This is a genomic window from Micromonospora sp. HUAS YX12 (assembly GCF_040215685.1).
In the GTDB taxonomy this organism is placed as follows: Bacteria; Actinomycetota; Actinomycetes; order Mycobacteriales; family Micromonosporaceae; genus Micromonospora; species Micromonospora tulbaghiae.
This window is the reverse complement of sequence record NZ_CP157974.1, coordinates 1,243,715-1,266,149: the sequence shown is the minus strand read 5'-3', so window position 1 is coordinate 1,266,149 and position 22,435 is coordinate 1,243,715. Positions and strand designations below refer to the sequence as shown.

At 71.5% G+C, this 22,435-nt stretch carries 23 protein-coding genes; 20 read left to right on the top strand and 3 right to left on the bottom strand.

What is annotated here, in order from left to right; all coding sequences use genetic code 11:
* Window positions 1–21: 21 nt before the first annotated feature.
* Together ABIH81_RS06290 and ABIH81_RS06285 are read right to left on the bottom strand one after the other, a co-directional pair.
* Window positions 22–960 carry a hypothetical protein gene (locus ABIH81_RS06290; RefSeq protein ID WP_349879440.1) on the bottom strand — a complete coding sequence of 313 codons (939 nt, stop codon included), beginning with the start codon at window positions 958–960 and terminating at the stop codon, window positions 22–24.
* Entirely contained in the window at window positions 960–1,940 is a 981-nt protein-coding gene (locus ABIH81_RS06285) for a hypothetical protein (protein ID WP_349879439.1), read from the bottom strand. The genes ABIH81_RS06290 and ABIH81_RS06285 overlap by 1 nt, the downstream gene beginning before the upstream one ends.
* A gap of 360 nt (window positions 1,941–2,300) precedes the next feature.
* On the opposite strand from ABIH81_RS06285, the gene paaA reads away from it, so the two are divergent.
* The 5 genes from paaA (at window position 2,301) to paaE (ending at window position 6,064) form a co-directional block, all read left to right on the top strand.
* Window positions 2,301–3,368 carry a 1,2-phenylacetyl-CoA epoxidase subunit PaaA gene (gene paaA, locus ABIH81_RS06280; protein WP_349879438.1) on the top strand — a complete coding sequence of 356 codons (1,068 nt, stop codon included), beginning with the start codon at window positions 2,301–2,303 and terminating at the stop codon, window positions 3,366–3,368.
* A gap of 110 nt (window positions 3,369–3,478) precedes the next feature.
* Window positions 3,479–3,766, top strand: a complete 288-nt coding sequence (paaB, locus tag ABIH81_RS06275; RefSeq protein WP_349881023.1) for a 1,2-phenylacetyl-CoA epoxidase subunit PaaB — start codon at window positions 3,479–3,481, stop codon at window positions 3,764–3,766.
* Window positions 3,763–4,482, top strand: a complete 720-nt coding sequence (gene paaC / locus ABIH81_RS06270; RefSeq protein ID WP_349879437.1) for a 1,2-phenylacetyl-CoA epoxidase subunit PaaC — start codon at window positions 3,763–3,765, stop codon at window positions 4,480–4,482. The genes paaB and paaC overlap by 4 nt, the downstream gene beginning before the upstream one ends.
* A complete protein-coding gene (paaD, locus tag ABIH81_RS06265) occupies window positions 4,479–4,955 on the top strand; it encodes a 1,2-phenylacetyl-CoA epoxidase subunit PaaD (protein WP_349879436.1) in 477 nt (158 codons plus the stop codon). Before paaC ends, paaD begins: the two co-directional genes overlap by 4 nt.
* Window positions 4,952–6,064: a 1,2-phenylacetyl-CoA epoxidase subunit PaaE gene (paaE, locus tag ABIH81_RS06260; RefSeq protein WP_349879435.1), complete on the top strand. Its 1,113-nt coding sequence runs from the start codon at window positions 4,952–4,954 to the stop codon at window positions 6,062–6,064. Before paaD ends, paaE begins: the two co-directional genes overlap by 4 nt.
* A gap of 9 nt (window positions 6,065–6,073) precedes the next feature.
* Here the strand turns inward: paaE and ABIH81_RS06255 are convergent, their stop codons facing one another.
* A complete protein-coding gene (locus ABIH81_RS06255; protein WP_349879434.1) occupies window positions 6,074–6,724 on the bottom strand; it encodes a hypothetical protein in 651 nt (216 codons plus the stop codon).
* Between the two features lie 104 nt (window positions 6,725–6,828).
* Here ABIH81_RS06255 and ABIH81_RS06250 point away from each other — a divergent pair, with 104 nt between their 5' ends.
* From ABIH81_RS06250 to nuoH, 15 genes are all read left to right on the top strand, one after another.
* Window positions 6,829–7,107, top strand: a complete 279-nt coding sequence (locus ABIH81_RS06250; protein WP_013283593.1) for a type II toxin-antitoxin system prevent-host-death family antitoxin — start codon at window positions 6,829–6,831, stop codon at window positions 7,105–7,107.
* Window positions 7,104–7,514 (top strand): type II toxin-antitoxin system VapC family toxin, encoded by a 411-nt coding sequence (locus tag ABIH81_RS06245; protein WP_349879433.1) that lies wholly within the window; start codon window positions 7,104–7,106, stop codon window positions 7,512–7,514. Before ABIH81_RS06250 ends, ABIH81_RS06245 begins: the two co-directional genes overlap by 4 nt.
* A 73-nt stretch (window positions 7,515–7,587) precedes the next feature.
* Window positions 7,588–8,778, top strand: coding sequence for a cyclic dehypoxanthinyl futalosine synthase (gene mqnC, locus ABIH81_RS06240; protein ID WP_349879432.1), 1,191 nt, complete (start codon window positions 7,588–7,590; stop codon window positions 8,776–8,778).
* Between the two features lie 426 nt (window positions 8,779–9,204).
* Complete coding sequence (locus ABIH81_RS06235; RefSeq protein ID WP_349879431.1) at window positions 9,205–10,464, top strand: cell wall anchor protein; 1,260 nt, start codon at window positions 9,205–9,207, stop codon at window positions 10,462–10,464.
* Between the two features lie 162 nt (window positions 10,465–10,626).
* The gene (locus ABIH81_RS06230; RefSeq protein WP_349881022.1) at window positions 10,627–11,274 is read left to right on the top strand and encodes a demethylmenaquinone methyltransferase; all 648 of its coding nucleotides are present in this window, start codon (window positions 10,627–10,629) and stop codon (window positions 11,272–11,274) included.
* Between the two features lie 75 nt (window positions 11,275–11,349).
* A complete protein-coding gene (locus ABIH81_RS06225; RefSeq protein WP_030273586.1) occupies window positions 11,350–11,568 on the top strand; it encodes a hypothetical protein in 219 nt (72 codons plus the stop codon).
* 134 nt (window positions 11,569–11,702) lie between these two features.
* Window positions 11,703–12,977: a geranylgeranyl reductase family protein gene (locus tag ABIH81_RS06220; protein ID WP_349879430.1), complete on the top strand. Its 1,275-nt coding sequence runs from the start codon at window positions 11,703–11,705 to the stop codon at window positions 12,975–12,977.
* A 135-nt stretch (window positions 12,978–13,112) separates the two neighbouring features.
* Window positions 13,113–13,478 carry an NADH-quinone oxidoreductase subunit A gene (locus ABIH81_RS06215; protein ID WP_013283601.1) on the top strand — a complete coding sequence of 122 codons (366 nt, stop codon included), beginning with the start codon at window positions 13,113–13,115 and terminating at the stop codon, window positions 13,476–13,478.
* Window positions 13,479–13,489: 11 nt separating this feature from the next.
* Window positions 13,490–14,170 carry an NADH-quinone oxidoreductase subunit B family protein gene (locus ABIH81_RS06210; protein WP_349879429.1) on the top strand — a complete coding sequence of 227 codons (681 nt, stop codon included), beginning with the start codon at window positions 13,490–13,492 and terminating at the stop codon, window positions 14,168–14,170.
* Entirely contained in the window at window positions 14,167–14,898 is a 732-nt protein-coding gene (locus ABIH81_RS06205) for an NADH-quinone oxidoreductase subunit C (RefSeq protein WP_349879428.1), read from the top strand. Before ABIH81_RS06210 ends, ABIH81_RS06205 begins: the two co-directional genes overlap by 4 nt.
* Window positions 14,895–16,220, top strand: coding sequence for an NADH-quinone oxidoreductase subunit D (locus ABIH81_RS06200; protein ID WP_334464085.1), 1,326 nt, complete (start codon window positions 14,895–14,897; stop codon window positions 16,218–16,220). Before ABIH81_RS06205 ends, ABIH81_RS06200 begins: the two co-directional genes overlap by 4 nt.
* Complete coding sequence (nuoE, locus tag ABIH81_RS06195; RefSeq protein WP_349879427.1) at window positions 16,217–17,329, top strand: NADH-quinone oxidoreductase subunit NuoE; 1,113 nt, start codon at window positions 16,217–16,219, stop codon at window positions 17,327–17,329. The genes ABIH81_RS06200 and nuoE overlap by 4 nt, the downstream gene beginning before the upstream one ends.
* Window positions 17,326–18,642, top strand: a complete 1,317-nt coding sequence (nuoF, locus tag ABIH81_RS06190) for an NADH-quinone oxidoreductase subunit NuoF (protein WP_349879426.1) — start codon at window positions 17,326–17,328, stop codon at window positions 18,640–18,642. Before nuoE ends, nuoF begins: the two co-directional genes overlap by 4 nt.
* On the top strand, window positions 18,642–21,083 hold the full coding sequence (locus tag ABIH81_RS06185) for an NADH-quinone oxidoreductase subunit G (RefSeq protein ID WP_349879425.1): 2,442 nt from the start codon (window positions 18,642–18,644) through the stop codon (window positions 21,081–21,083). Before nuoF ends, ABIH81_RS06185 begins: the two co-directional genes overlap by 1 nt.
* Window positions 21,080–22,435, top strand: a complete 1,356-nt coding sequence (gene nuoH / locus ABIH81_RS06180; RefSeq protein ID WP_349879424.1) for an NADH-quinone oxidoreductase subunit NuoH — start codon at window positions 21,080–21,082, stop codon at window positions 22,433–22,435. The genes ABIH81_RS06185 and nuoH overlap by 4 nt, the downstream gene beginning before the upstream one ends.

Below are 22,435 nucleotides of genomic sequence, written 5' to 3'. Positions count from 1 at the left end.
AGGCCGGTGGGCCCGCGTGGCTCAGGTCGCCGGGCGCAGCAGCGCCTTGGTGATCCGTTCGCAGGCGTCCATGCCGTACTCCCAGCCGCCCTCGACGCCGAACGGGGTACGCAGCATCACGCCCATCGTCCAGGTGTCGCCGATGGCCAGGCAGTTGACGTGGTACTCCTCTTCCTTCTCCCGGTCGATCCACCCGTTCTTGATGGCGATCTTCTTCTGCTGGGCCGCCGGGAACGCCTTGCGGATGCCGAAGTCGCCGGGAGCGCGTACCAGGCGCATCTCGTTGAGCAGCCACTTGGTCCACTTCGGCCCGGCCGCGCGGCCGTCGTCGATGCAGAGACCGAGGCGGGCGGTGTCCCGAGGGGACAGCTCGGTACGGCTCCAGCCACCGTCGGAGGCGACCTCGCTGTCGGTCAGCTTGCAGATCGAGATCAGCCGCTCGATCGAGTCCGAGCCGCCGACGCTCTCGTAGAACTCCTGCGCCCGGGTGTTGTCGCTGTCCCGGATGATCTTCGTGGCGTCGGCCAGCTTCGCGCCGCTCGGCGTCTTGCCGTCCTCGGCGCTCAGGCGCAGGTAGTCGGCCACCACCCAGGACTTGATCAGGGACGCGGTGGTACTCGTCTCGTCCATGTTCGACGAGCCGATGATCTTCCCGGTGCGCTTGTCCAGCACGGACCAGGCGTACCAGCCCTTGATCTTGAGGTTGTCGAGGTTCTTCGCCTGGAACGGCAGTGGTTCGAGCGACGGTGAGGGAGCGACCCGCGGTTTCGCGCCGCGGTCGACGGTCTGCTGTGCCGACCGTTCGCTCGTCGGCTCGGGATGCGAGTTCGCGGTGGCCTCCAGCGGGGAGCCGGGGATCACACGCAGGGAGAGGCCGAGCAGGCCGACGAGGACCACGGCCAGGGCGCTGAACGCGAGCGGGCGCCGATGGCTGCCGGGCCGACGCCGGGCACCGGCCATCAGAGCTTCCCGACCGGCTGCTGCGGCACCTTGAGTGCGGCGCCGGGCTGCGGCGTCACGAGCTGGGTGGCGACGGCGGCGCACATCTTCGCACCGTACGGCAGGCCGGAGCGGCCCGGGTACCGCATCATCACGGCGAGACTCCACTTGTCGGTGAACGCGAGGCAGCTGACGTGCCAGTTGCCGTCGTAGGCGAGCTGCGTCCAGCCGTTCTTCATGTGCACCGGACCCTGCGACTTGATCGTCGCCGGCAGGCCGTCGATGACGCCCCACCGGCCGCCGCCGGACCGTGCGCTCTGCTTGCTGACGCTGCCGGCCACCTTGGTCATCTCGCTGAGCAGCCACTTGGTCCACTTGGGGCCGGCGGCGCGGCCGTCGGCGATGCAGTCGCCGAGGCGGGCCGCGTCCCGGGGGGACATCTCGGTGAAGCTCCACCAGCCCTTGTAGTCGGGCACGTCGCCGGGCTTGGTGTCGGTCAGGCCGCAGATCTGGATCGCCCGCGCGACGACCGGGTCCGGCTTGCCGCCCGGCTGGGGCTTGTAGGAGCCGCCGGCCGCCCGGTAGACCCGGTTGGCGCCGTCGTCGTCGCTGTTCCGGATCGCCAGGATCGCCGCCTTCTTGAGGTCGGCGCTCGGCTGCTCGTCGCCGAGCTGGCGAAGGTAGTCCGCGACGATCCAGGCCTTGAGCATCGACTCGGTGGAGCTGGTCTGGTTCATGTTCTTCGCGCCGGTGACCGTGCCGGTCTCGCGGTCCATCAGGGCCCAGGAGAAGAACTCACCCTTGAAGTTCACCGACACCGGGGCGTCGGCGAGCGTCGGGGGCGCCGGCGCGGTCGGTGCCGGCGCCGGGACCTGCTCGCCGCCGCCGAGGCCGCCCGCGCTGTCTCCGCCGGAGAGCTTCGCGTACGCGGCCGGCACCAGCATGACGCCGCCGATGAGGACCGCCACGATGGCGAGCACCATGGTCACGCGAGGTCGCATGAGTGGTGAGCTCCAGATGTCTGGCCGGGGGGACCGGCGCTTCCGCATGGATTCGGCCCGGTCGCCACCAGGCCGGGGGGACGATGGCCTGAACGGTGACGATCATGAAGCCGAACGGTTTGCCGGTCGGAAGTCTACTTCCGGACAGCGCTGATGCCAGGTCTCGACACCCGTGACTTTGCCGGGTGGGCGGGATATTGAGCCGCTTTGCCATCCTTGGGGGATTTCTTCTATTCGAAGTGATCGACATCACAGCTACCAGGGACGATGGCGCCACGCGCATGCCCGGTGACGCCCGGTGGCCCTCGAAACCTGTTACACCCTCTGGTGTCATTCGTGGCGAGCTGTAACACTGGCTGCATGTATGGCAATGACTTCGCCCCGCCCGAGGACGCTCCGGGCGGCGGCCTGCTCGGCGAGGTGGAGGCGGCGGAGGCCGCGCTGCGCGAGGCGGCGGCGCGGGCCCGGGGCGGAGGTGCCGCTCCGGACGAGGACGTCGAGGCGTACTTCGCCGACGTCATCAGCGCGGACCAGAAGATCGAGCCCCGCGACTGGATGCCCGAGGCGTACCGCAGGACGCTGATCCGGCAGATCGCCCAGCACGCCCACTCCGAGATCATCGGCATGCAGCCGGAGGGCAACTGGATCAGCCGGGCGCCCTCGCTCAAGCGCAAGGCGATCCTGCTCGCCAAGGTGCAGGACGAGGCCGGTCACGGCCTCTACCTCTACGCGGCCGCCGAGACGCTCGGGATCAGCCGCGACGAGCTGGTGGATCTGCTGCTCGACGGACGGCAGAAGTACAGCTCGATCTTCAACTACCCGACCCTGACCTGGGCCGACGTGGGCGCGATCGGCTGGCTCGTGGACGGCGCGGCGATCGTCAACCAGGTGCCGCTGTGCCGCTGCTCCTACGGGCCGTACGCACGGGCGATGATCCGGGTCTGCAAGGAGGAGTCGTTCCACCAGCGGCAGGGCTACGAGATCCTGCACACGCTGGCGCACGGCACCCCGGCGCAGAAGGCGATGGCGCAGGACGCGGTGGACCGCTGGTGGTACCCGTCACTTGCCATGTTCGGCCCGCCGGACGGCGACTCGACGCACAGCGCCCAGTCCATGGCCTGGAAGATCAAGCGCTTCTCCAACGACGAGCTGCGCCAGCGCTTCGTCGACATGTGCGTCGGTCAGGCGGAGGTGCTCGGCCTCACCCTCCCCGACCCGGACCTGCGCTGGAACGACGAGCGGCAGGCGTACGACTACACCCAGCCCGACTACGCCGAGCTGATGCGGGTGATCAAGGGCGACGGGCCGTGCAACCGGGAGCGCATGGCGCACCGGCGCAAGGCGCACGCCGACGGCGCGTGGGTACGGGAGGCCGCCGCGGCGTACGCCGCGAAGCGGGCGGAGCGAAAGGAACCGGTGGCGGCATGAGCGAACGCACCGAGCGGAGCGAGGGCCGTGAGGGCATGCCCGGCCGGCTCGGCATGAGCGAACGCACCGAGCGGAGCGAGGGCCGTGAGGGCATGCCCGGCCGGCTCGGCATGAGCAGCCCATCCTCTCCCCTGTGGGAGGTCTTCGTGCGGGCCCGCCGTGGCCTGTCGCACACCCACGTCGGCAGCCTGCACGCCCCCGACGCCGAGCTGGCCCTGCGCAACGCCCGGGATCTCTACACCCGCCGCCAGGAGGGCGTCTCCATCTGGGTGGTGCCGGCGAGCGCGATCACCGCGTCCAGCCCGGACGAGAAGGACGCGTTCTTCGACCCGGCCGCCGACAAGGTCTACCGCCACCCGACGTTCTACGAGGTGCCCGAAGGGGCGGCCCACCTATGAGTTTCGAGTTCACGCTGGCCATCGGCGACGACGCGCTCATCGCGGCGCAGCGTCTCGGTGAGTGGACCTCCCGCGCGCCGGAGATGGAGGAGGACATCGCGCTCGCGAACATCGCCCTCGACCAGCTCGGCGCGGCGCGGCTGCTGCTCACGTACGCGGGTGAACTGGAGGGCGCGGGCCGCGACGAGGACGACCTGGCCTACCTGCGCGACGACCGCGAGTTCCGCAACTGCCTGCTGGTCGAGCTGCCCAACGGCGACTTCGGCGTGACCATGGCGAAGCTGTTCTTCCTGGCCGCGTACCAGTCGCCGCTCTACACGGCGCTGGCCGGCTGCGCGGACGAACGGCTGGCGGCGGTCGGGGCGAAGGCGCGCAAGGAGTCGGCGTACCACCTGGACCACGCCTCGCTGTGGGTGAAGCGGCTCGGCGACGGCACCGAGGAGTCGCACCGGCGCATGCAGGACGCGGTCGACCAGGTGTGGCCGTACGTCCACGAGCTGTTCGCCCCGGACCCGGCGGCGCCCGTCGACCCGTCCACCCTTCGGGCCGGCTTCGACGCCACCGTGTCCGCCGTGCTGGACGAGGCGACGCTGACCCGGCCGGAGACCGGCTGGGCGCCCGGTGGCGGCCGGGACGGCCTGCACACCGAGCACCTCTCGTACCTGCTCGCCGAGATGCAGGTGCTGCACCGCGCCCACCCCGGAGCGCGCTGGTGAGCGACGCCAGGGCGGCCGCGGCGGCGGTGGTGGACCCGGAGATCCGGGTCATCACCATCGACGAGCTGGGCATCCTGCGCGCGGTCGACGAGGAACCGGACACCGGCCGGGTCGTCGTCACCATCACCCCCACCTACACCGGCTGCCCGGCCATGGACGTGATCCGGGAGGACATCCGCCGGGCGCTCGCCGCCGCCGGGCATCCGGACGCCGAGGTCCGGACCGTCTACCACCCGGCGTGGAGCACGGACTGGATCTCCGACAGCGGCCGGGCCAAGCTCGCCGCCGCCGGCATCGCCCCGCCCGCGCCGCGCGGCGACGACACGGTGGTGCCGTTGACCCTGGCCGTACGGTGTCCGCGCTGCGGGTCGCCGGAGACCACACAGATCAGCCGCTTCGGCTCCACCGCGTGCAAGGCGCTGTGGCGCTGCCGCTCCTGTTCCGAACCCTTCGACCACCTGAAGGCGCTGTGACTGTCACCATCACCCGGCCGGTCCGCCGCCGGCCGGTCTTCCACCCGCTGCCCGTCACCGCCGTGGACCGGCTCACCGACGATTCGGTGTCGATCACGTTCGCGGTTCCGGAGGCCCTGCGCGAGACGTTCGCGTTCTCCGCCGGGCAGCACCTCACCGTCCGCCGCCCGGCCGGCACCGGCGGCGAGGAGGTGCGGCGGTCGTACTCGATCTGCTCCACCCCCGACGAGCTGGCCCGGCACGGCCGGTTGCGGATCGGGGTGCGTGAGGTGCCGGGTGGGGCGTTCTCCGCGTACGCCTGCGGTGCGCTGCGCGGCGGCGACACCGTCGAGGTGCTGCCGCCGCTGGGCCACTTCACCTCCGCGTTCACCCCGGACCGGGTCCGCCGGTACGGCGCGGTGGTCGCCGGTTCCGGCATCACCCCGGTGCTCGGGCTGGCCGCGACCGCGCTGGCCACCGAGCCGCGCAGCACGTTCACGCTCGTGTACGGCAACCGCACGGCGAACTCGGTGATGTTCGCCGAGGAGCTGGCCGACCTGAAGGACCGCTACCCGACCCGGCTGCACCTGGTGCACGTGCTGTCCCGGGAGATGGGCGAGTCCGCGTTGCTGTCCGGGCGGATCGACGCCGACCGGCTGACCCGGCTGCTCGACACCGTCGTACCCGGTGACGAGATCGAGGAGTGGTTCCTCTGCGGCCCGTACGGCATGGTGGTGGACGCCAAGGCGGTGCTCGCGGGTCGCGGCGTGCCGGACGCGGCGGTGCACACCGAGTTGTTCCACGTCGACGCCCCGCCGGAGCCGGTCCGGCGCGAGGCCGACCGGCCCGGTGCCGGCACCGAGGTGACGATCCTGCTGGACGGGCGCTCGTCCAGTTTCACGATGGGCCGGGACGAGCGGGTGCTCGACGCGGCTCTGCGGGTGCGCGGCGAGTTGCCGTACGCCTGCAAGGGCGGGGTGTGCTCGACCTGCCGGGCCAAGGTGACGGCCGGTGAGGTGACGATGGCGCGCAACTACGCGCTGGAGCCCGACGAGGTGGCAGCCGGTTACGTGCTGACCTGCCAGTCCAGCCCGGTCACCGACGAACTGACAGTCGACTACGACGCGTAGCGCCGCCGGTCAGATCACCACCGGCGGCGCCGTGGCGGCGCGGCCACGGGCCCGGCTGACGTGGCCGCGCCACCCGCCGACGAGCGCGAACAGGGTCCATCCCGCCGCGCCGAGCACGAGCATGCCCCGCTTCCCGTCCGGGTCCACGTCCCGCGCGTCGGTCGGTTCCACCTCGCCCCGCGGGTCGACGAGCACCGTCAGCCGCTGGCCGACCCGGTAGCCGGGGGAGCTGCCCCGGTAGACCAGCGGTTCGTCGAGCCGGCCGGTGTCGCCCTGGAGGGCGAACTCGTGCCGCTTGCCGACCGTCTGCACGTCGGTGATGGTCACCTGCTGGGCGACGCCGCGCTCCCGGAGCACCGACTCCGGGGCGAGCTGCACGGCGCCCACCAGCACGAACAGGGCCGGCACCACCGACAGGAAAGTCAGCCACCAGCCCCGGTGCAGCAGGCGCAGGCCGACCGCGAAGGCGAGGCAGCCGGCCAGGCCGACGCAGATCGGCACCGCGATCGGCAGTCCCACGGTGAGGTGGCCGACCACCGTGGTCACGGCGATCACGGCGAGGCCGAAGCCGGCCAGCACGGCGGTCATCGTGAGGGACCAGAGGGCGGAACGGGCGCCGGCCACGCGTACGGGGGTGGGCGGGGGCGGTACGACTGGCACGCCGAGAGCGTAGGCGGGCGACGCCAGCACCCCGCTTCCCGCAGTGGCGTTCCGGATCGACCACCGCCCGTGACGCGTAGAACGTTTCGTCCTACACTCGGCTCATGGAGCAGATCGCCGTCCGGGAGCTGAACCAGCACACCAGCCGGGTGCTGGCGCGGGTGCGCGCCGGTGAGACGGTCGAGGTGACCGATAGGGGTGAGCCGATCGCCCGCCTCGTCCCGGTGCTGGCCGGCGACGCGCTTCTCGGCCGGTTGGTGGCCGAGGGCCGGGCCACTGCCCCGACCACGACCGGCCCGGTCCCGATGCCGCCGGTGCTCGGGGATCCCACGGTGGACGCCGCGGCCGCGCTGGTCGAGGCGCGCGACGAGGAGCGCTGGTGATCTACCTCGACTCGGCGGCGGTCATCAAGATGCTGCGGCGGGAGGCGGAGACACCGGATCTGCTCGGCTGGCTGAACGAGCGCGCCGGCACCGCCCTGGTGTCGTCGGCTCTCGTCGAGGTGGAGGTGCCACGGACGTTGCGTCGTGCCGCTCCACAGGCGCTGGTGGGTGTCCCCTCGGTGCTGGGACGTCTCTACCGGGTCGAGATCGACGCCACGGTCCGGGCGACAGCGGGCGCGTATCCGGAACCGATGCTGCGCAGCCTGGACGCCGTCCACCTCGCCACCGCCGAGGTCCTGGCCCGGCAGGCGGCGGCCGAGTTCGTCGCGTTCGTCACGTACGACAAGCGGCTGCTGGAGGCGGCCAAGGCGATCGGGCTGCCGGTGGCCAGTCCGGGCATGCCCTGACCGGGTGGGTCTCTCGTCACCGGGTGAGGAGTGGCGTTTCCCGCCGTCGGGCCCGCGACGTACGCTCGGGGATGTGACGGCGAACCGGGAGATCGACGACATCCTGCAACGCAGCGCGGACGGCGGGCGGATCACGCCCGAGGAGGCGCTGCTGCTCTACACCGACGCGCCCTTCCACGCGCTGGGCGAGGCGGCCGACGCGGTACGGCGGCGCCGCTACCCGGACAACATCGTCACGTACCTGATCGACCGCAACATCAACTACACGAACGTCTGCGTGACGGCGTGCAAGTTCTGCGCGTTCTACCGGGCCCCCAAGCACAAGGAGGGCTGGACCCACCCGACCGAGGAGATCCTGCGCCGCTGCGGCGAGGCGGTCGAGCTGGGCGCCACCCAGGTCATGCTCCAGGGCGGGCACCACCCGGACTACGGCGTCGAGTACTACGAGGAGTTGTTCTCCTCGGTCAAGAAGGCATACCCGCAGCTCGCCATCCACTCGATCGGCCCGAGCGAGATCCTGCACATGGCCAAGGTCTCCGGCGTGAGCCTGGACGAGGCCATCGCCCGGATCAAGGCCGCCGGCCTGGACTCGATCGCCGGTGCCGGCGCGGAGATGCTGCCGGACCGCCCGCGCAAGGCGATCGCGCCGCTGAAGGAGTCCGGCGCCCGCTGGCTGGAGGTCATGGAGCTGGCGCACCGGCAGGGCCTGGAGTCGACGGCCACCATGATGATGGGCACCGGCGAGACGAACGCCGAGCGCATCGAGCACCTGCGGATGATCCGCGACGTGCAGGACCGCACCGGTGGTTTCCGGGCCTTCATCCCGTGGACGTACCAGCCGGAGAACAACCACCTCAAGGGCCGTACCCAGGCGACCACGCTGGAGTACCTGCGCCTGGTCGCGGTGGCCCGCCTGTTCTTCGAGACGGTCCCGCACCTCCAGGCGTCCTGGCTGACCACCGGCAAGGACGTCGGGCAGCTCGCGTTGCACATGGGCGTGGACGACCTCGGCTCGATCATGCTGGAGGAGAACGTCATCTCCTCGGCCGGCGCCCGGCACCGGTCCAACCTGCACGAGCTGATCGGCATGATCCGGTCGGCGGACCGGATCCCGGCCCAGCGGGACACGCTCTACAACCGGCTCGCGGTGCACCACACGCCCGCCGACGACCCGAGCGACGACCGGGTGGTCTCGCACTTCTCGTCGATCGCGCTGCCCGGCGGCGGCGCCGGGAAGTCGCTGCCGCTGGTCGAGGTCAACTGACCTCGTTCCCCCGTTCGGCCGGTCGGCGTTCGTCGTGCGGCCGGAGCTCCGCCCGTTTCCGGTGAAGCTTGTGCCGGAGGTCTTCACCTGTGTGATCACCGGCGGCTAGCCTGCCCGCGCGACACCACCGATCCGGGCCGCGAGCAGGCAGGTAACAGGTCGGCGGCGACCCGGTCGAGCAGGGCCCGGTGAACCGACGACGCCATTACGCTGGCGGCGTCCGTCGGACCGTCGTCCTCCATCGGCCCATGAGGGCCGTTCACATAACGCACCGCGGCAGGGGCGGGATGGGTGACCATCCCGCCCCTGCCGTCTGCCGGGATCGATGGAATTCCCACCGCTGGGCGGTGGCGTGACGACGCGTCGCTCCGGTACCGTCCGTTCGTTCGGTACGTGATCACGCGCGTCCCTACCCCCGGGGGAACAATGACCTTCCGCTACCGGTCCACGCTGGCCCGTGCCGGCGTCGTGGCCCTGCTCTCCACCGCCGGTCTCGGCGCCGCCGCCGGCCCGGCACAGGCCGCCGACAAGGCCGACCTCCAGCTCATCCCGCTCAGCTACCAGCTCGCCAAGGGCGTCACCGAGGCGAAGGCCAAGCCGTTCAAGTTCCAGGTGAACAACACGCTCGGGACCGTCGACGCGAAGGACGTCCGGGTCACGGTCGAGACGAAGGGCCTCAAGACCGCCAAGGTCGGCGTGCTGGTTCCGGCCGGCTGCGACGTCCGTGGCACCACCTTCTCCTGCCTGCTCGGCGACCTGCCCGCGGGCACCACTGAGGACTTCGGCCTCCCGCTGTTCTCCACCGGCGGTAAGGGCGCGGCCGGCACGCTCATGGTCTCGATCAGCGCGGCGAACGGCACCGGCGTGCTGGACACGGTCGACCACGACATCACCGTCACCGAGCCGGGCTACGACCTCACCACCTGGGTCCAGGACGTGTACGCCGGCGTGCGCGTGGACGGCGACGACGCCGACGAGTCGGGGCTGCGCCCGGTCCGGCCGGGCGAGACCGCGCCGCTGGACTGGGCCGTGTTCAACGACGGCAGCAAGCGCGCCACCGGCGTCCAGTACGGGATCGCGCTGCCGGCCGGTGTCACCTTCGCGAAGCTGCCCGACGGCTGCGTCGAGCAGAACCTGGGTGGCGTCCTCAACGCGTACTGCGAGGACCTGGGCGCGGTGCTCAAGCCCGGCCAGTACTACACCGCCGACGTCCGGGTGAAGGTCGGCGCGGACGTGACCGAGAAGCTGCTCCGGCCGGGCTTCGTCTGGGCCGCCGGCCTGGACGCCGCCACCGGTGCGCCGGAGGAGGAGCCGCGGGTCGCCAGCTCGGCGCAGCGGCGCGCGTTCGCCGAGACCGACGACGGTGACAACACCGCCCAGTTCGACGTCTTCGTCGACCAGAGCCCGCAGTCGACCCCGAGCCCGACGCCGACCGCCGGCCCGACCTCGACGCCGACCGCCCAGCCGACGCCGACCGGTGGCGCGACGGCGGTGCCGACCCCGACCGCCGGTGGTGGCGCGGGTGGCGGCACCGGTGACGGTGGCCTGCCGGTGACCGGTATGCAGGTCGGCCTGATCGGCGGCATCGGCGCCGCAGTGCTCGCGGCCGGCGCGGCGCTGATGCTGCTGTCCCGCCGCCGCGAGGTGGTCCTGGTGGCTCCGGGCGAAGAGCGCACCGGCGACTGACCGGGGAACCGATACGCGACCAGGGCGGGGTGGGTGACCACCCCGCCCTGTCGCGTACCCGGGGGGAGGCGGGGGCGGCGCGGCTGGCAGAGTGGAGGGGTGAGCCGTACCCCGCAGGGCCAGCGCGCCAGCCTGGACAAGCAGCCGCACGAGGTCGCCGCGATGTTCGACGGCGTCGCCGCCCGCTACGACCTGACGAACACCGTGCTCTCGTTCGGGCAGGACCGGTCCTGGCGGCGGGCCACCCGGGCGGCGCTCGGGCTGCGGCCGGGCGAGCGGGTGCTGGACGTGGGCGCCGGCACCGGGGTGTCGACCGAGGAACTGGCCCACTCCGGGGCGTACGCGGTCGGCGCGGACCTGTCGCTGGGCATGCTGTACGCCGGCAAGCGCAGCCGCCCGTCGGTGCCGCTGCTGGCCGGGGACGCGCTGCGGTTGCCGTTCGCCGACGCCAGCTTCGACGCGGTGACCATCTCCTTCGCGCTGCGCAACGTCAACGACACCGACGCGGCGCTGGCCGAACTGGCCCGGGTGACCCGGCCGGGCGGGCGGCTGGTGGTCTGCGAGTTCAGCACCCCGGTGAACCCGGCGTTCCGCACCGTCTACCTGTCGTACCTGATGCGGTCGCTGCCGGCGGTGGCCCGCGCGGTGTCCAGCAACCCGGACGCCTACGTCTACCTGGCGGAGTCGATCCGGGCCTGGCCGGACCAGGCGGCGCTCGCCGCGCGGATCGGCGCGGCCGGCTGGGGCCGGGTGGCGTGGCGCAACCTGACCGGCGGCGTCGTGGCGCTGCACCGGGCCGTCCGAAACTGACCGTCCCGGCCAGCGTGCGCTGGTCATTTCGTGAATATCCGATTCTGGTCTACTTTGTCCCGTAGGCTCGCCTCCATGACGGGACCAGACCAGGCCGCCACCGACGACGACGCCGCCGAGCTGATCGCGCAGCTCCGCGAGCTGGCCGGGGCGGATCCCGCCGATGTCCGGCAGGTCGTCGCCGAGGTGCTCGCCGCGCTGGACCGGGCCGCCGGTGGTGCGTTGCGCGACCACCTGCCCGAGGCCATCCGGCTCGACGCCGGGCTCGGACCGGCCGCGCAGGCGCGTCCCTGACCGGTCTCGACGCTCCTACCGGCGCATTTCTGCGAAGTTAGGCCCCCCTCAGCGCGTCCTGGTGTAACGCCGGTCATAGACTCCAACCGGATCGGCTTGTGAAGCATTTCACGAGCATGCGGGAGGAGGCGCGGATGACCGCGGTGGAGAACGACGCCGACGTCATCGTCGTGGGCGCCGGTCCCGGAGGATCGGCCACGGCGTACCACCTGGCGCGGCACGGCGTACGCGTGCTGCTGCTGGAGAAGACGGAATTTCCCCGGGAGAAGGTCTGCGGTGACGGGCTCACGCCCCGCGCCGTGCGGCAGCTGATCCGGATGGGCGTGGACACCTCGCCCGAGGCGGGATGGCTGCACAACAAGGGCCTGCGGGTGATCGGCGGCGGAGTACGCCTGGAGCTGGACTGGCCCGACCTGGCCAGCTTCCCCAACTACGGCCTGGTGCGGACCCGGCTCGACTTCGACGACCTGCTCGCCCAGCGCGCGGTCGCCGCCGGGGCGAAGCTCCAGACCAGCGTCAACGTCCTCGGGCCGGTGCTCGGCGCCGACGACCGGGTCATCGGCGTGCAGGCCGAGGTCGGCCCGGACAAGGAACCCGCCACGTTCCACGCCCCGCTCGTGGTCGCCGCCGACGGCGTCTCCGGCCGCTTCCCGCTCGCCCTCGGGCTGGCCAAGCGGGAGGACCGCCCGATCGGCGTGGCCGTCCGCCGGTACTACCGCTCGCCCGCCAAGCACGACGACGACTACCTGGAGTCCTGGCTGGAGCTGCGGGCCAAGGGCAACGACGCGCTGCTGCCCGGCTACGGCTGGATCTTCGGCCTCGGCGACGGCCGGGTGAACGTCGGCCTGGGCGTGCTCAACTCCTCCTCGGCGTTCGGCAAGACGAACTACCGCAAGCTGCTCACCGACTGGCTCGCGAACACCCCCGAGGACTGGGGGATGACCGACGAGTCCAACGCGGAGGGTCCGATCCTCGGCGCCGCGCTGCCGATGGGCTTCAACCGGGTTCCGCACTACACCCGCGGCGTGCTGCTGGTCGGTGACTCCGGCGGCATGGTCAACCCGTTCAACGGCGAGGGCATCGCGTACGCGATGGAGTCCGGCGAGATGGCCGCGGAGGTCGTGGTGCAGGCGCTCGCCCGCCCGGCCGGCGCGGAGCGGGAGCGGGCGCTGATGGCGTACCCGCAGGAGCTGAAGGCCCGCTTCGGTGGCTACTACCGCCTCGGCGGGGTCTTCGTGAAGCTCATCGGCCGCCCCGAGATCATGCGGATGGCCACCAAGCACGGCATGCCGCACCCGATGCTCATGCGCTTCGTGCTCAAGCTGCTGGCCAACCTGACCGACCCGCGCGGCGGGGACGCGATGGACCGGGTCATCAACGCGATGACGAAGGTGGCCCCGGCCGTGTAGGAGACGACCGGCCCGGGGCCCGAACGCCCACGAGCCGGACAGAGATCGACCCCCGCCGACCGAGGTCGTGAGGGACGTGAATAGTGTGATTTTGGCCAACCACCGAGGTCAGGGAAGGACGAGCAGGGGACAACGATGACGCTCTCTCCTTACGCACCCATCATCGGGCTGTTCGCCCTCGCTGCGGCGTTCGCGCTGTTCTCCGTGGCCGCTGCCCGACTCGCCGGCCCGCGGCGTCTGAACAAGGCCAAGCTCGAGGCGTACGAGTGTGGCATCGAGCCGAGCCCGCAGCCGGTCGGCGGCGGCCGGTTCCCGATCAAGTTCTACCTGACGGCGATGCTCTTCATCGTCTTCGACATCGAGATCATCTTCCTCTACCCCTGGGCGGTCTCCTTCGACGCCCTGCCGATCTTCGGCTTCGTGGAGATGGTCCTGTTCATCGTCGCGGTCTTCGTCGCGTACGCCTATGTGTGGCGTCGCGGCGGCCTGGACTGGGACTGAGGAGGTAGCAGATGGGCATCGAGGAGAAGCTCCCCTCCGGCGTCCTGCTCACCAGCGTCGAGAAGCTGGTCAACTGGACGCGGAAGACCTCGGTCTGGGGCGCCACGTTCGGTCTGGCCTGCTGCGCCATCGAGATGATGGCGGCGGGCGGGCCGCACTACGACATGGGCCGCTGGGGCATGGAGGTCTTCCGCGCCTCGCCCCGCCAGGCGGACCTGATGATCGTGGCCGGCCGGGTGAGCCAGAAGATGGCCCCGGTCCTGCGCCAGATCTACGACCAGATGGCCGAGCCCCGCTGGGTCATCTCGATGGGCGTCTGCGCCAGCAGCGGCGGCATGTTCAACAACTACGCCATCGTGCAGGGCGTCGACCACGTCGTCCCGGTCGACATGTACCTCCCCGGCTGCCCGCCCCGGCCGGAGATGCTCATCGACGCGGTGCTCAAGCTGCGCGAGAAGATCATGCACGAGCCGCTGGGCCCGAACGGCCGCAAGATGGCGGAGGCCCGCCAGGCGCGCGGTGACGTGCCGGTGGTGCCGTACGGCTCGATGCCCTCGTCGTACCGCAGCGACAAGGCCCGCCGTGCCGAGTGGACGAAGGCGGTCCGCGAGGGGCGTGAGGAGCAACTGCGGATCGAGAACTGGATGAAGGCGCAGAACCACCTCCAGGCGTCGCATAGGGGCCCGAAATGAGTAACGACAAGAACAACGACGGCGGGGTGCCGGTACCCACCACCCCGGCCGGTGCCAGCTCCACCGCCCCGGCGGAGTACCCCCCGGCCAGCCCGGCCGGCCGGGGCATGTTCGGCAACCAGGGCACCGGCGACGTCTCCGGCTACGGCGGCCTGGTCCGCCCACGCAAGCCGATCGAGGAGGCGGCCCGGCCGTACGGGAGCTACTTCGACGAGGTGCGGGACGCGCTGGAGGAGGCGTACCCGGACTTCGGCGACGCGATCGAGAAGGTCGTGGTCGACCGGGGCGAGCTGACCCTGCACGTCCGCCCGGAGCGGATCGCCGAGGTCTGCCAGGTGATGCGCGACGACCTCGCGCTGCGCTTCGAGCTGTGCTCCTCGGTGTCCGGTGTGGACTACCTGGGCGCGCAGGAGCGCCGCCTGCACGTGGTCTACCACCTGACCTCGATGACCTACCGCCGCAGCGTCCGGCTGGAGGTGGCGGTCTCCGCCGAGGAGCCGCACGTCCCGAGCGTCACCGCCGTCTACCCGACCGCCGACTGGCAGGAGCGGGAGACGTACGACATGTTCGGCGTCGTCTTCGACGGCCACCCCGCCCTGACCCGGATCCTCATGCCGGACGACTGGGAGGGGCACCCGCAGCGCAAGGACTACCCGCTGGGCGGCGTCCCCGTCGAGTACAAGGGTGCGGAGATCCCCCCGCCGGACCGTAGGAGGTCGTACCAATGACCACGTCGAACTACGCGACCGAGCGCGAGACGACCGAGGGCAAGGTCTTCACCGTCACCGGCGGGGACTGGGACGAGGTCGTCTCCGGCACGGACCCGATCAACGACGAGCGGATCGTCGTCAACATGGGTCCGCAGCACCCGTCCACCCACGGCGTGCTCCGGCTGGTCCTGGAGCTGGAGGGTGAGACGGTCCGCGAGGCCCGCTCGGTCATCGGCTACCTGCACACCGGCATCGAGAAGAACCTGGAGTACCGCAACTGGGTCCAGGGCTCGACGTTCGTGACCCGGATGGACTACCTCTCGCCGCTGTTCAACGAGACGGCGTACGCGCTCGCGGTGGAGAAGCTGCTCGGCATCACCGACGACATCACCGAGCGGGCCACCACCATCCGCGTGCTGATGATGGAGCTCAACCGGGTCTCGTCGCACCTGGTCTGGCTGGCGACCACCGCCATGGAGCTGGGCGCGATCAACATGATGTTGTACGGCTTCCGCGAGCGGGAGTACGTCCTGGACATCTTCGAGACCATCACCGGCCTGCGGATGAACCACGCGTACGTGCGGCCGGGCGGCGTGGCGCAGGACGTGCCGGACGACGCGATCCGCAAGATCCGCGACTTCCTCAAGCTGATGCCGAAGCGGCTCAAGGAGTACGAGAACCTGCTGTCCGGCCAGCCGATCTGGCTGGAGCGTACGCAGCACGTGGCGGTGCTCGACGTGACCGCCTGCATGGCGCTCGGCGTCACCGGCCCGGTGCTGCGCTCCGCGGGCCTCGCCTGGGATCTGCGCAAGACGATGCCGTACTGCGGTTACGAGACGTACGAGTTCGACGTGCCGACCCACACCGACGGTGACGTGTGGGGCCGCTACCTGGTCCGGGTGGCCGAGATCCGCGAGTCGCTGAAGCTGATCGAGCAGGCGCTGGACCGCCTGAAGCCCGGCCCGGTGATGGTGTCCGACAAGAAGATCGCCTGGCCGGCGCAGCTCGCCATCGGCGTGGACGGCATGGGCAACTCGCTGGAGCACGTCGCCAAGATCATGGGTCAGTCCATGGAGTCGCTGATCCACCACTTCAAGCTCGTCACCGAGGGCTTCCGGGTTCCGCCGGGCCAGGTGTACGTCGGCATCGAGTCGCCCCGCGGCGAGCTGGGCGTGCACGCGGTGTCCGACGGCGGCACCCGGCCCTACCGGGTGCACTACCGGGAGCCGAGCTTCGTCAACCTCCAGGCCCTCCCGGCGATGGCCGAGGGCGGCCTGATCGCCGACGTGATCGCCGGCGGCGCCTCGCTGGACCCCGTGATGGGTGGTTGTGACCGATGAGCTTTTCCGAAACGACTCGCGCCCGGGCGCGGGAGATCATCGCCCGGTACCCGGCGGACCGGTCCCGCTCGGCGCTGCTGCCGCTGCTGCACCTGGTCCAGTCCGAGGAGGGCTACGTCTCCCCGGCCGGTGTCGAGTTCTGCGCCGAGGTGCTCGGGCTCAACAAGGCCCAGGTCGGCGCCGTCGCCACCTTCTACACCATGTACAAGCGCAAGCCCACCGGCGACTACCTGGTGAGCGTCTGCACCAACACGATGTGCGACGTGCTCGGCGGGCAGAAGGTCTACGACACCCTCGCCGAGCACCTCGGCGTCGGGCACGAGGAGACCACCGCCGACGGGAAGATCACCCTGGAGCACGCCGAGTGCCTGGCGGCGTGCGACTACGGCCCGGTGATGACCGTCAACTACGACTTCTTCGACAACGTGGAGCCGCAGGCCGCGCTCGACGTGGTCGAGGAGCTGCGCGCCGGCGGCCGGCCGATGCCGACGCGTGGGGCGCGGCTCTGCACGCTCAAGGAGATGGCGGTCCAGCTCGCCGGTTTCGCCGACGAGCGCGACGGCGCGGTGGCCGACGGCGGGCCGGGCGAGCCCAGCCTGCGCGGCCTGCGCCTGGCCGAGCAGCACGGCGTCTCGGTCCCGGGCTTCGACCCGAAGACGCCGATCCGCAGCAAGGCCGAGGCCGACCGGGCCGCCGCCGAGGCGAAGGCGAAGGCCGAGGCCGCGAAGCCGGCCCCCGCGCCCGAGCCGGCCAAGGCCGTCGAGCCGGCCAGGCCGGAGGCGGCCACCGGCAGCACCGCGCCGGATGTGAAGGCGCCGGACGCCAAGTCGCCGCAGGTGCGTACCGCCGAGACCCGGCAGCCGGACGCGAGGACCGCGGTGCCGGACGCGCCCGGCACGAAGATGCCGGTGGACGGCCCGGCCCCGGCGCCGCGCGACGCGCGGGCGGCGGAGGCGGCCGGCGTGGCGGCGAACCCGCCGGCCGGTGACGGCAAGCCCGCCGGCGACGCGGCCGGCGCGCAGGAGCGCAACCTCAAGGAAGCGGAGTCCGGTACGGGCGCGGACGGCGCCGACCCGGCGGACGCGAGCGGAACGGGGGTCCGGAAGTGACCACTCCTCGGCCGGAGACGCTGGCCAAGCTCACGCCGGTGCTCACCAAGCGCTGGCTCTCGCCGGACGCGTGGCGGCTCGGCACCTACGAGAAGCTGGACGGCTACGCCGCCCTGCGCAAGGCGCTCAAGGCGCACCCGGACGACCTGATCCAGCTGATCAAGGACTCCGGACTGCGTGGCCGGGGCGGCGCGGGCTTCCCGACCGGTCTCAAGTGGGGGTTCATCCCGCAGGGCGACGGGAAGCCGCACTACCTGGTGGTGAACGCCGACGAGGGCGAGCCGGGCACCTGCAAGGATCTGCCGCTGATGACCCACGACCCGCACTCGCTGGTCGAGGGCGTCATCATCGCCTCGTACGCGATCCGGGCCAACCGGGCGTACATCTACATCCGCGGCGAGGCCGTGCACGCCGCCCGGCGGCTGCGCAGCGCGGTCGACGAGGCGTACGCCAAGGGTTATCTCGGCCGGAACGTCCTCGGTTCGGGCTTCGACCTGGACCTGGTGGTGCACTCCGGCGCCGGGGCGTACATCTGCGGTGAGGAGACCGCGCTGCTGGACTCGCTGGAGGGCTTCCGCGGCCAGCCCCGGCTGCGCCCGCCGTTCCCGGCGACCCACGGCCTGTACGCCAGCCCGACCGTGGTCAACAACGTCGGCACCATCGCCAGCGTGCCGTACATCGTGCTCGGCGGCGCGGACTGGTGGAAGACGGTGGGCACGGAGAAGTCGTCCGGCCCGATGATCTACTCGCTGTCCGGCCGGATCGCCAACCCGGGCCAGTACGAGTGCTCGATGGGCATCACGCTGCGCGAGCTGATCGAGCTGGCCGGCGGCATGAAGCCCGGGCACAACCTGAAGTTCTGGACCCCGGGTGGCTCGTCGACGCCGCTGCTGACCGCCGAGCACCTGGACGTGCCGCTGGACTTCGAGGGGGTGGCGGCGGCCGGCTCGATCCTGGGCACCACGGCCACGCAGATCTTCTCCGACCAGGACTGCCCGGTGTACGCGACCTACCGGTGGCTGGAGTTCTACCACCACGAGTCGTGCGGCAAGTGCACCCCGTGCCGGGAGGGCAACTACTGGATGGTCCGGGTCTACCGGCGCATCCTGGCCGGCCAGGGCACCCACGAGGACCTGGACACCCTGCTCGACACCTGCGACAACATCCTCGGCCGTTCGTTCTGCGGTCTGGGTGACGGCGCGACCAGCTCGGTGACCTCGTCGCTGAAGTACTTCAAGCAGGACTACCTCGACTACATCGAGGGACGTACCGCTCCGAAGCTGTCGGAGAAGACCCTGGTAGGGGCGCACTGATGACCGACGTAGCCAAGCAGACCGAGACCGTCACGCTGACCATCGACGGCGTCGAGGTCACCGCGCCCAAGGGCGCGCTGCTGATCCGCGTCGCCGAGCAGCTCGGCACCGAGATCCCGCGCTTCTGCGACCACCCGCTGCTGGCCCCGGCCGGCGCCTGCCGGCAGTGCCTGGTGGAGGTGGAGGGCCAGCGCAAGCCGGTCGCCTCCTGCACCCAGACCGTCGCCGACGGCATGGTGGTGCGGACGCAGCTCACCTCCCCGGTCGCCAAGAAGGCCCAGGAGGGGGTGATGGAGCTGCTGCTCCTCAACCACCCCCTGGACTGCCCGATGTGCGACAAGGGCGGCGAGTGCCCGCTGCAGAACCAGGCGATGTCCACCGGCCGGACGGACTCGCGGTTCCACGAGCACAAGCGGGAGTACCCGAAGCCGCTGCCGATCAGCACCCAGGTGCTGCTCGACCGCGAGCGTTGCGTGCTCTGCCAGCGGTGCACCCGGTTCTCCGAGGAGATCGCCGGGGACAAGTTCATCGACCTGATGGGACGCTCCTCGCACGAGGAGATCAACATCTACCGGGACGAGGAGTACGGCGAGGACGGCGACGCCGGTGACGTCCCGTTCAACTCGTACTTCTCCGGCAATACCGTGCAGATCTGCCCGGTGGGCGCGCTGACCGGTTCCCAGTACCGGTTCCGGGCCCGCCCGTTCGATCTGGTCTCCACGCCCAGCGTCTGCGAGCACTGCTCGGCCGGCTGCGCCCAGCGCACCGACTGGCGGCGCGGCAAGGTCCTGCGCCGGCTGGCCGGCGACGACCCGGCGGTGAACAAGGAGTGGAACTGCGACAAGGGCCGCTGGGGCTTCCAGTACACCCGCGCGTTCGACCGGATCAGCACGCCGATGGTGCGCGACGAGAAGACCGGTGAGCTGCGCGAGGCGTCCTGGAGCGAGGCGCTCACCCGGGCCGCCGAGGGGCTGCGCGCGGCCCGCGACGGCGCGACCGGCACGGCGGTGCTGACCGGCGGCCGGCTCACCGTCGAGGACGCCTACGCGTACGCGAAGTTCGCCCGTATCGCGCTGCACACCAACGACATCGACTTCCGGGCCCGTCCGGTCTCCCGCGAGGAGGCCGACTTCCTGGCCAGCAGCGTCGCCGGGGTCACCGACGTGACCTACGCGGACGTGGAGAACGCGCCCGCCGTGGTGCTGGTTGGCCTGGAGCCGGAGGAGGAGTGCCCGATCCTCTTCCTGCGGCTGCGCAAGGCGTACCTGAAGAAGAAGCTCACCGTGTACGCGATCGCGCCGTTCGCGACCCGCGGCCTGGAGAAGCTCGGGGCGAAGCTCGCCCGGGTCGTGCCCGGCGAGGAAGCCGGCGTGCTGGCCGAGCACGCCACGGTGGCCGAGGCGCTGGGCCGGCCCGGCGCGATCCTGATCGTCGGCGAGCGCCTGGCCGAGGTGCCGGGCGGCCTGTCGGCGGCGGCGGACGTCGCCCGGCGTACCGGTGCCCGGCTGGTCTGGGTGCCGCGGCGCGCGGGTGACCGCGGCGCCGTCGACGCGGGCTGCCTGCCCAACCTGCTCCCCGGCGGCCGGGTCGTCACCGAGCCGGCCGCGCGCGCGGAGCTGGGCGAGGCGTGGGACATCCCGGCCGGGGTGATCCCCAGCCAGGCCGGCCGCGACACCGACGGCATCCTCACCGCCGCCGCGAACGGCAAGCTGGGCGCCCTGGTCGTGGCCGGCGTCGACCCGGCCGACCTGGCCGACCCGCGCCTGGCCGAGTCCGCACTGGACGCGGTGCCGTTCCTGGTCAGCCTGGAACTGCGGATGAGCGCGGTGTCCCGCCGCGCCGACGTGGTCCTGCCGGTCGCGCCGGTGGTCGAGAAGGCCGGCAGCTTCCTGGACTGGGAGGGCCGGCTGCGCACGTTCGAGAAGGTGCTGGACACCGGCGCGATGACCGACGCCCGCATCCTCGACGCGCTCGCCGCGCAGCTCGACGTGCGGCTCGGGACCGGCGACGTGCCGGCCATCCGCCGCGAGCTGGGCGCGCTGCCGCGCACCCGGGTCGAGCGGCCGTCGGCGCCCTCGGTCGAGCCGGCCGCCGTGCGGCAGCCGGGACCGGGCGAGGCGGTACTCGCCACCTGGCACCAGCTGATCGACCTGGGCAGCCTCACCGACGGCGACGAGCACCTCGCCGGCACCGCCCGCCCGCCGGTGGTCCGGCTGGGCAAGGGCACCGCCGAGGCGCTGGGCGTCGCCGACGGTGACCCGGTCACGGTGGGCACCGACCGCGGCGCGATCACGCTGCCGGCGGCGATCACCGAGATGCCCGACGGCGTCGTCTGGCTGCCGACCAACTCACCCGGCTCCACCGTGCGGCGCGGCCTCGGCGCGACGTCCGGCGACGTGGTGAGCGTCTCCGCAGTCGGGAACGAAAGGTGGGTGCAGTGAACCCCGTCATCCTCGCGGCGCAGGATCCGACGCTTGCCGACTTCGGCAAGGACCCGTGGTGGCTGGTCCTCGGGAAGGTCCTGTTCGCGTTCGTCGTCGCCGTGGCGGCCACGCTGCTCGGTGTCTGGTTCGAGCGCCGGGTCGTGGGCCGCATGGCGGTGCGGCCCGGCCCCAACCAGGCCGGCCCGTTCGGTCTGCTCCAGACGCTCGCCGACGGCGTGAAGCTGGCCTTCAAGGAGGACATCCTCCCGCGCAAGGCCGACAAGGTCGTCTACTTCTTCGCCCCGGTGATCTCGGTGGTCTGCGCGGTCACCGCGCTGTCGGTGATCCCGTTCGGGCCGATGGTGAGCATCTTCGGGCACCGGACGCCGCTCCAGGTCACCGACGTGTCGGTGGCGGTGCTGGTGGTGCTGGCCTTCTCCTCGCTCGCCGTGTACGGCATCGTGCTCGGCGGCTGGGCCAGCGGCTCCACCTACCCGCTGCTCGGCGGTCTGCGGTCGGCGGCCCAGCTGGTCTCGTACGAGGTCACCATGGGCCTGAGCGTGGTCGCGGTCTTCATGACCGCGGGCACCATGTCGACGAGCGGGATCGTCGCCGCTCAGGGCGACGGCACCCGGCTGAGCATCGGCGGCCTCGACATCGCCGCGCCCGGCTGGTACGCGATCCTGCTGCTGCCCAGCTTCATCATGTTCTTCATCGCCATCGTCGGTGAGACGAACCGGGCGCCGTTCGACCTGCCCGAGGCGGAGTCGGAGCTGGTGGCCGGTTTCCAGACCGAGTACAGCTCGCTGAAGTTCGCGCTGTTCATGCTCAGCGAGTACGTCGCGATGGTGACGATGTCGGCGTTCACCGTGACGCTGTTCCTCGGTGGCTGGCACGCGCCGTGGCCGATCACGCTCTGGTCGGGCGCCAACGAGGGCTGGTGGCCGATGCTGTGGTTCTTCGGCAAGGTCATCGTGCTGGTGTTCGTCTTCGTCTGGCTGCGCGGCACGCTGCCCCGGCTCCGGTACGACCAGTTCATGCGGTTCGGCTGGAAGGTGCTGCTGCCGCTGAACCTGGTCTGGATCATGGTGCTCGCCGGGCTGCGCTCGATCGAGGACTGGCAGACCCGGGACCGGCTGCTCGTCACCGCCGTCGGCGCGGGCGTGCTGCTGCTGGCCACGCTCTTCTGGCCGTCGCGGAAGAAGGAGCCGAAGCCGTCGCTCCAGGAGCAGGCGGACACCCGGCCGTACGGCAGCTTCCCGCTGCCGCCGATGGATCTTCAGGTTCCGCCGAGCCCGCGTACCAAGCGCGTGCTCGCCGAGCGGGAGCCGGCCAACGTGGTCGCCGGCCCGGACTCCAGGGAGGTGTGA